Source organism: Trinickia sp., assembly GCF_051954495.1.
Classification (GTDB): Bacteria; Pseudomonadota; Gammaproteobacteria; order Burkholderiales; family Burkholderiaceae; genus Trinickia.
In genome coordinates, this window is record NZ_JBQCHR010000179.1 from 1 (window position 1) to 8,779 (window position 8,779).

The following is an 8,779-nucleotide window of genomic DNA, read 5'->3' on the forward strand; positions in this document are numbered from 1 at the left end:
GCCGCATGTGCGCTCGCCGCGTATTTCCGCAAGTCGGGCTTCGGCATGACGTTGCGCGCGGTCAAGCAAGACCCCGTCAGCGCGGCCATGGCCGGCATCGACGTCGTGCGCATGCGGCTCGTCGCGTGGCTCGTCTCCGCGCTCGTCGCCGGTCTTGCAGGCGGCGTGTATGCGTGGGGGATCTCCGTGTTCTATCCGGATGCGGTTTTCACGCTGGAGTTCTCCGTGTTCGCGATCGTGTTCGTCCTGTTCGGCGGTGTGGGAACGGTTATCGGACCGATCGTCGGCGCCTCCCTGCTTTACACGCTGTATGCCGCCATTGGCATTTCGACGCCGCAGTACTTCCAGTTCATCTACGGCGGCCTCATCGTCTTGCTCGTGATGTTCTTGCCGGGCGGCCTCCTGTCTTTGCTGCAACGCCGGGGTATCCATGTCTTCTGAACTGCTGCAACTGGCCGGGGTCAACAAGCGCTTCGGCGCACAGGTCGTGCTCAACGATGTGACCTTCGGTGTCGCACCTGGCGAGATCGTCGGTCTCGTTGGTCCGAACGGCTCCGGTAAAACCACGACGATCAACGTCATCTCCGGGCTGCTGCAGGCCGACGACGGCGTGATCGACTTCATGGGTCACAAGATCAACCGCTTGCCGATGTACCGCCGTGCGCATTTGGGTATCAACCGGACGTTTCAGGTGCCGAAGGTCTTTCGCGAGATGAGCGTGCGTGAGAACGTCGAGGTGGCCGGCCGCTGCGTGCGCCTCGAGCCGAGCGAGATCGACGCCATCTTGGACGAGATCGGCTTGGCCGGTGTGGCCACGCGTATCGCGGGTTCTTTGACGGTGAACCAGCAAAAGCTGCTCGATCTGGGGCGCGCGCTGGCGACTCGGCCGAAGCTTTTGCTCGTCGACGAGATCGGCGCGGGGCTCAACCCGGCCGAGCTCAACGTGATGGCCGAACTGCTCGAGAAGTTGTCGGCGCGTGGCATCGCAATGATCGTGGTCGAGCATTTGCTCGAATTTCTCAACCGAATTACCGAGCGGGTGATCGTGCTCGGCGCCGGATGCATGTTGTTCGAAGGGCCGCTCGCGACCGCTTCGCGCGACCCCGAAGTGATCGCGGCATTCATTGGAGCGGTGTGATGACGGCATCCCTTGTTATCGAAGGCGTTCAAGCCGGCTACGGCCCGATGCAGGTGCTCTGGGGCGTCGACATGCAGGTCGATCCTGGGCAGACCGTGCTCTTGCTCGGCGCGAACAGCGCCGGCAAAAGCACGCTGTTGCGCACGCTGATCGGGCTGCTGCCGTGCACCGGCGGGCGCATCATGCTTGACGACGAGCGCATCGACAAGATGCGGCCAGACCAGCGGATCAAGCGCGGCATCGCGTTCATGTCCGAACTTGGGGTGTTTCCCACTCTGTCGATCGACGAGAACATCGCGCTGGGCGGCTATTTCATGCCGCAAGCGAAGATCCGGCAGCGCAGGGAAGTGCTGTTCGAACTCTTCCCCGCGCTTGCGGAAAAGCGGCGCGCGGCGGCGGCGAGCTTGTCCGGCGGGCAGCGCAAAATGCTCGGCATTGCGAAGGTCTTGATCTCGGAGCCGCGTTTGCTGCTGATGGACGAGCCCTCTTCGGGACTCGCGCCGGTGTTCGTCAAGAACGTGATCGACGCGTTGCGCACCGCGATCGGCGATGGGACGTCGCTTCTGATTGCCGAGCAAAATATCGCATTCCTCGACTTGGCCGACCGAGGATATTTGCTCGACCACGGTAAGGTGCGCGTGTCGGGCACACGCCAGGAACTCGAGGCGAGCGACGCGGTGCGCGAGACTTACTTCGGACTCTGACAGCCGTTCGAAGAACGCACTCTCGGGATGACGGCAGCGACCTTAGTCCCGGGCCGCTAAAGAAAGGCACGTATGGGAAACAAGCGGGAGCCGGTTTCGGCCGAGTGCTCGTGGCCGGCTCCTGGTCGGATCGACTGCTTACGCAGCGAGTCTCTTCGCCGGAATGTGCCTACGGACGACAGCCAGCGCGAGCAGCACGACCGTCATCGCCGTGCCGAGCATCAGCAAATATCCGGCGCCCCCGGTTGCGGTGATAACGGCCGCTCCTGCAAACGCGCTGAGAATCGCCCCTATCCGCCCGAACGCAAGGGCCGATGCGGTTCCGGTTGCTCGTACGCCTGTCGAATAAACATAGGCGCACAACGCGTACATCGTCGATTGAACCGCATTGACAAACAGACCGTGCAGCCCGAGCCCCATGATGAGCAGTCCCGTCCTGTGCGTCATGTCGATGCCGAGAAGCAACCACGCGCTCAGCGCGCCGCCGGCGCAGCAAAGCAGCAGGGGGCCGCGCGAGCCGTAGCGAGCGATTGCCGCTGCGCACAGGAGCGCACCGATCACGCCGCCGAGGTTATAGGCGGTCAGACCATAGCCCGCGGTCGCCACCGGTAACCCTTGACTAGTGAGCATGGCCGGCAACCAACTGAATGCAGCATAGACGGCGAGCAAGCATGCGAAGAACGCGCTCCAAATTGCGATGGTGTCGCGCGCGCGGCCGTCGCGGAACAGGGCAGTAAAACCCACGTGCTTTTCGGTGCGTTGCTCGACAGGGTCGGTGAATGCCACGTTATCGGCCACTGAGTGGCCCATGCGCGCGAGCAGGCGGACGAGTTCCGGCCAGCGTCGCGGACGCCGTGCGAGGAAGCGGGGCGACTCGGGCAATGCCGCGAGCAACACGACGCCGAGTACGAGCGGCAGCGCGCCGCCAGCGAAAAACAGCCCTCGCCAACCGTACGACGGTAGCACTTGGCCTGCGAACAAACCGGCGAGCATGCCGCCGAGCGGAACGCAAACGATGGTTGCAGTGACCGCGAAGGTCCGATACCGGGCCGGCGTGAATTCCGCCGTGATGGTCGTGGAAGTGGGAAGCGCGCCACCGATGCCGATGCCTGCAATGAATCGCAGCGCGGCGATTGCCGCGACGTTGGGAGCGAGCCCGATCGAACAGGTAGCCGCGCCAAATACGAAAACGCTGACGAGCACCGCCCAGCGCCGTCCGAAGCGATCGGCGAACAGGCCCGCCATTGCACTGCCGATGCCCATGCCGACCAGGCCTGCCGCGACTACAGGTGCAAACGCATTGCGTGTAATGCCCCATTCCTTGATCAAGACGGGAACCGCGAACCCGATCAATTGGCTATCGAAGCCGTCGACGACGATGGACAAAGCCGCAAGGACAACTGCAATTCGCTGCAGCATTGCATATGGACCCTGATCCAATGCTTGGCCGATGTCGACGGTTGAACCGCCGTATGCCACAGCGTGGTTGCGCGTTGTGCCTAGTGCTGAGGTATCTGTCGCCGCGGCTGGAGGAATGTGACTCATCGATGCGTCTCCTAGTGCGCAATGCGCACATGCGTTTGTGGTTGTGTCATTCAGTATGCGCGGGGCGGGCGCGTGAGCTGAAATTCCGTTTTGAGTAAAAGCCATGTCGTCGATGCATGGCTGGCCGTAGAAATAAGGCAGACTGGCATTGCCGCTTACGCGTTTAGCGCGTGCGCGTTTCGACGAGCCTCACGAGGCCCGCCAACGCAGCCGTGTAGGGCACGTCAACCCCGGCCGAAGCTGCCGCTTCGACCACGGCGCCGTTGATCGCCTCGATCTCCGTGCGGCGCTTCGCAAGAACGTCCTGCAACATCGAGGGGCGATGCGAGCCATGATGAGCGAGCGCATCTCGCACGTTCGACTCGACATGCGCCTGATCTGCCGCGATGCCGCGAGCGTGCGCGACGGCTGTCACCTCGGCGACGATCTTTAGCGCCAGCGATTCGCCGTCAGGGGTGTGGGTCAGTTCGCCGACCGTACATTGCGTCACTGCGCACAGGCTGTTGAGTGCCGCGTTGAACGCGACCTTTTCCCAGACCGCCGCCCAGACATCGGCATCGGCTCGGCACGCAAGGTTTGCCTCGTTTAACACGGCAACGGTTCGATCGAGGGCCGAGGTACGGTGCCCATTAGCGGTCATCAGGCGAATTGCGCCGTTACCGTGCGAACTGACCCGGCCCGGTTCCGATTTGTCCGCGGGCCAGGTCGTGACGCCGATCATGACCCGCTCCGGCGTGGCGAAGCGGGAGAGCCGCTCCGCGTTGCCCAGGCCGTTTTGCAATGAAAGCAGGACGGTTTCCGGGCCGAGCACCGCGCTCGCCGCGGTGAGCGCCGCTTCGGTGTGCATCGTCTTCGTGAACACGATGATGAGTTCGACTGATTCAGTCGCTTCTTCGGGCCGCTGCGCAAAAAGATTGCGAACGACCTGTTCCCCGGCATCGGTCGAGAGTCGCAGGCCGTCGCGTCGGATGTGATCGATGTGCGCCTCATCGATATCGAGCAACGTCACTGCGTTGCCTGCTTGTGCGAGCCGTCCTCCGAAGAACGACCCCATCGCGCCCGCTCCGAGAATGGCGATCTTCATAATGGGTTCCTCAAAACGGATAGTGGCGTGGGCTTGTCTGCAACGTTATCCAACGCAGTTCAGTGAACTCGGCGATACCCGCCTTGCCGCCGAAGCGTCCGAATCCGCTTTCCTTGACGCCGCCGAATGGCATGTGCGCCTCGTCATGCACGGTCGGCCCGTTGATGTGGCAGATGCCCGATTCGATCTTGCTTGCGACATTCAACGCGCGAGCACTGTCGCGACTGAACACGGCTGACGATAGGCCATAAGGATTGTCGTTCGCGGAAGCGATCGCGGCTTCGTCCCCGCGGACGCGCACAATGGGCTTTACCGGTCCGAACGATTCTTCGTGGTAGATCCGCATGGCGGGCGTGACGTGATCGAGCAACGTGGCGGGCATCAGTGTGCTCTCCGCTTTACCGCCGCACACCAGCTTCGCGCCGTGCGCGAGCGCGTCATCGATCAAGGCGTTGCATCGCTCGACCGTGCTCATGTCGACGACAGATCCCAACACCACCGGCCCCTTTCTCGGATCGCCAAGCGGAAGCGCCCGCGCTCGAGCAGCGAGCCGGTCGACAAAAGCATCCGCGATCTGCTCGTCGACGATGATGCGCTCTGTCGACATGCAAATTTGTCCGGAGTTGGCGAATGCGCCGAACACGGCCGCGTCGACGGCCGCATCGATGTCCGCATCGGCCAGGACGACGAATGGCGCCTTGCCGCCTAGTTCGAGTACCGCGGGCTTCAAGTGCCGTGCGCACTGTTCCGCGATCAGTCGCCCAACACGGGTAGAGCCAGTAAAGTTGACGCGCCGGACTTTCGGATGAGCGATCATCGCTTCGACGATACGCGCCGCGTCCGCTGGTGCGTTCGTCACGAAATTCACCGCGCCCGGGGGCAACCCGGCTTCCTGCATAGCCTCGGCGATAAGTGCATGCGTGGACGGACAGATCTCCGAGCCTTTGAGCACGACGGTATTGCCGCACGCGAGCGGCAGGGCGATTGCACGCACGGCGAGAATCACGGGCGCGTTCCACGGCGCGATTCCGAGTACGACGCCGGCCGGCTGACGCACGCCCATTGCCAGGCTGCCCGGCACCTCCGACGGAATCAGCTCGCCGCCGATCTGAGTCGTCATTGCCGCGGCTTCGAGCAGACCCTGTGCCGCCAAATGAACGTTGAAACCGGCCCACAAACCCGACGCTCCGGTTTCAGTGGCCATTGCCGCTGCGAATTGATCGGATTTTGCTTCCAGCGCGTGGGCGGCAGCCGTGAGCAATTGACGCCGTTTGAGCGGCCCGAAGCTCGACCAGACCGGAAACGCGCGTGCGGCGGCTTCAACGGCTGCTACGGCATCTTCCACGGACGCGGCCGGCGCGCGCGACGCGACGGTACCGTCCAGCGGGTTGCGGCGCGCGAACGTTGCGCTGTCGCTTGCCGTAACCTGCGCGCCATCGATAAGCATCGACACTGTCTTCATCCTTTGTCTCCTTGTTTCTTTGAAATCCATCGATCGCTTACGCGACCACCACTTCGACGAGGGAAGGGCCGTTCGCAGAGAGCGAGTTTTGCAGCGCATCGCGCAGCAGCGTAGCGTCGCCGACGCGCACGCCGGAGCATCCCATGCCCGCGCCCAGCGTCACGAAATCGAGGCCGGGCAGATCGGTGCCTTGCACCGGGTCCTCCGGACCGAAGCCGAATACCGGCGCGAAATCTTGCAGTGCGGCATAGCGCGCATTGTTCAGAATCACAAACGTAACGGGCAATTGCAGACGGACGGCTGTCCAGATGGCTTGTACGGAATACATGCTCGAACCATCGCCGATCACGGCAATGACGCGTTCGCCTGGGCTTGCCAGCGCCACGCCGACTGCCGCCGGCATACCGAAGCCCAGACCGCCGCTATCCATGGTCAGAAAGCCGCCAGCCCGCGCGATAGGCAGATAGGCCTGCATGACCGGGCGGGAACTTGGCGCTTCTTCGACCACGATATCTTGTTCGCTGCGTACTTCGCTCAATGTCTGCAGCGCGAACGCGACCGACATGCGCTCGCCGGGCGCAGGTTTGCTCGCCCGCACAGGCGATGGCCGCGGCGCAGGCAGCGCACGCTCTCGAGGGGCTGGCCGGTCGAGCAAGTCGCGCACGCCGAGCCGCACGTTGCCTACGACGGCTAGGCCCTGCGGTGTCCATGCGGCGGTGGTCGGGTCATCGATCAACTGGCACAGGTGGGCGCCGACCGGAACATGCGGGCCCGAGCCTTCGACGTGATAGGCGAACGCCGGCGCGCCCACGGCAAAGACCACATCATGTCCGGCCAGAAGCTCGACGATACGCTCGCGCATAGCGGGCAGAAACCCAGCGAAAAGGCGATGCGTCTCGGGAAAGCTGCAACGCCCCGTCATCGGTGCAACGTACACGCGCGCCCGATGACGCTCCGCCAGTCGCACGACATCATCCACTGCACCGGCGCGGTCCACGGCGCCGCCTACTACGAAGGCGGGCCGGTCGCATTGGTCGAGCAATGCTCCGATGCGCGCGAGTGCGTCGGGATCGGGGCGCGTAATGTGCGAGACGGTGCGTTCGGCAATGGGCTCCGCCGGCTGATCCCAGTCGTCCACGGGGATGGAAACGAACACCGGGCCGCGGGGTTCTTGCATGGCGATGGCCCAAGCCCTGGCGATCGCCAGCGGCACATCATGCGCGCGCGCCGGTTCGATGCTCCACTTCACATACGGCCTGGGCAGTTCCGTGGCGTCCGAGGCCGAAAGGAACGGGTCGAATGGCAAAATCGAACGCGCCTGTTGTCCAGCCGTGATCACGAGGGGTGTCCGGTTGCGGAACGCCGTGAATATGTTGCCCATCGCATTGCCGACGCCCGCGGCCGAATGCAGATTGACCAGGGCCGCGCGGCCGGTTGCCTGCGCGTACCCGTCGGCCATCCCTACGACGACCGCCTCCTGCAGGCCCAGCACATACCGGAAATCGGCCGGAAAGTCGCGGAACATCGGCAACTCGGTCGAACCGGGGTTGGCGAAGATCGAGGTCATGCCGACACGACGCGCGAAGTCGATGACGACATCGCGCACAGTCATGCCTGGCGCCTTGTCGTCCAGATTGCCCTGCTGGGCGAGACTACTTGCCATTGAAGGTTCCTCTTGCGCAGGCGGTTTTACGATTCGCCCATTATCGAGAGGCTAAGGGGTGACCCGAAATTGCCGTTTCGACAAAAACACATTACCGTTGGGCATGACTTTCAATCTTCAGCAACTCCAGGCCTTCGTTACCATCGTGTCGTCCGGCAGCCTCGGACGTGCGGCCGAGACGTTGCACATCACGCAGCCCGCCTTGAGCCGCGCGATCCGCCGGCTGGAGGATCAGGTCGGCGCCCCGCTGTTCGAACGCCATTCGCGAGGCATGCATCTGACCGCAGTGGGGGAGGCCTTGTTGCCGCATGCGGTCTTGCTGCAGCGCGAGTCGGAGCAGGCCCGCGAAGAGATCGACGCCATGCGGGGGCTCGCGCGCGGCACGATTCGCTGCGGGGCCGTCGGCAGCATTGCCAGTCTCGTGCTGCCGCTCGCCGTGAGCGGCGTCCTGCAAAAGTGGCCCAACTTGAAGGTAGAGATCATCGAGGGCGTTTGGGATCGTCTTGCCGACGCCTTGGTGCGGCGCGACATCGACCTGGCGCTCAGCATGGCGGTACCGGATACCGACGAAATTACCGCCATCGGGGATTGCCGTTGGGAGGACAGCAGTTATGTCGTTGCGGCCCTCGATCACCCATTGCGCGGCAAGTCGGGCCTCACGCTTGCCGACACGCTGGACCAGCAGTGGGCTATTCCACCGCGAGGCACCGGGCCGTTTGAGCATCTGCAGCAGGCATTCGCCGAGCAGGGCTTGGGTTTGCCTAACATCGTCGTTGAAACACGCTCGATCACCGCATTGAAAAGCCTCGTCGCTCGCTCGGGGTTTTTGAGCTGGATGGCGGAGCCGATGTACGTCACCGAAAGTAAAGCCGGCGTGTTCGATACGCTAGCGTTGCCGGGCGTAGCGGGGCGTAGAACGCTCACCGCGTTTCGGCGTCGCTACGGAATCTTGCCGAGCCCGGCCGTCAAGCTGCTGGAGCAATTGAGACTGCTCACATCGGAGCCGAAGTGAAGCTTGCGATGCACTTGGTCGAACACGTCACGACATCGCGATCGGTCCCGCAGCATTGGCCGAAAACTACGCGGGCGTGGCCGTACTGTACTTCGCCATGAAAAACACCCCAAAGTTTGGATCGACGTCCAACTTTTGGGGTGCAGTTCATCACGGCGGGTTTCTCCTCAA

At 63.3% G+C, this 8,779-nt stretch carries 8 protein-coding genes; 4 read left to right on the plus strand and 4 right to left on the minus strand.

Annotated features, from left to right (window positions below; translation table 11 throughout):
- The 3 genes from ACTHNR_RS25105 to ACTHNR_RS25115 form a co-directional block, all read left to right on the plus strand.
- The coding region (locus tag ACTHNR_RS25105; protein WP_440551252.1) for a branched-chain amino acid ABC transporter permease at window positions 1–441 on the plus strand (441 nt) is incomplete at its 5' end.
- Entirely contained in the window at window positions 431–1,138 is a 708-nt protein-coding gene (locus ACTHNR_RS25110; RefSeq protein ID WP_440551254.1) for an ABC transporter ATP-binding protein, read from the plus strand. The genes ACTHNR_RS25105 and ACTHNR_RS25110, both read left to right, overlap by 11 nt.
- Window positions 1,138–1,842, plus strand: coding sequence for an ABC transporter ATP-binding protein (locus ACTHNR_RS25115; protein WP_440551256.1), 705 nt, complete (start codon window positions 1,138–1,140; stop codon window positions 1,840–1,842). The genes ACTHNR_RS25110 and ACTHNR_RS25115 overlap by 1 nt, the downstream gene beginning before the upstream one ends.
- A 138-nt stretch (window positions 1,843–1,980) precedes the next feature.
- On the opposite strand, the gene ACTHNR_RS25120 is transcribed toward ACTHNR_RS25115, so the two are convergent.
- The 4 genes from ACTHNR_RS25120 to mdlC form a co-directional block, all read right to left on the minus strand.
- A complete protein-coding gene (locus tag ACTHNR_RS25120) occupies window positions 1,981–3,387 on the minus strand; it encodes an MFS transporter (RefSeq protein WP_440551258.1) in 1,407 nt (468 codons plus the stop codon).
- Between the two features lie 163 nt (window positions 3,388–3,550).
- Window positions 3,551–4,471, minus strand: a complete 921-nt coding sequence (locus ACTHNR_RS25125; RefSeq protein WP_440551259.1) for a ketopantoate reductase family protein — start codon at window positions 4,469–4,471, stop codon at window positions 3,551–3,553.
- Between the two features lie 10 nt (window positions 4,472–4,481).
- A complete protein-coding gene (locus tag ACTHNR_RS25130; protein WP_440551260.1) occupies window positions 4,482–5,933 on the minus strand; it encodes an aldehyde dehydrogenase in 1,452 nt (483 codons plus the stop codon).
- A gap of 37 nt (window positions 5,934–5,970) precedes the next feature.
- The gene (gene mdlC, locus ACTHNR_RS25135) at window positions 5,971–7,596 is read right to left on the minus strand and encodes a benzoylformate decarboxylase (RefSeq protein ID WP_440551261.1); all 1,626 of its coding nucleotides are present in this window, start codon (window positions 7,594–7,596) and stop codon (window positions 5,971–5,973) included.
- A gap of 103 nt (window positions 7,597–7,699) precedes the next feature.
- Here mdlC and ACTHNR_RS25140 point away from each other — a divergent pair, with 103 nt between their 5' ends.
- Window positions 7,700–8,608 carry a LysR family transcriptional regulator gene (locus ACTHNR_RS25140; RefSeq protein ID WP_440551263.1) on the plus strand — a complete coding sequence of 303 codons (909 nt, stop codon included), beginning with the start codon at window positions 7,700–7,702 and terminating at the stop codon, window positions 8,606–8,608.
- The last annotated feature ends 171 nt before the right edge of the window (window positions 8,609–8,779 follow it).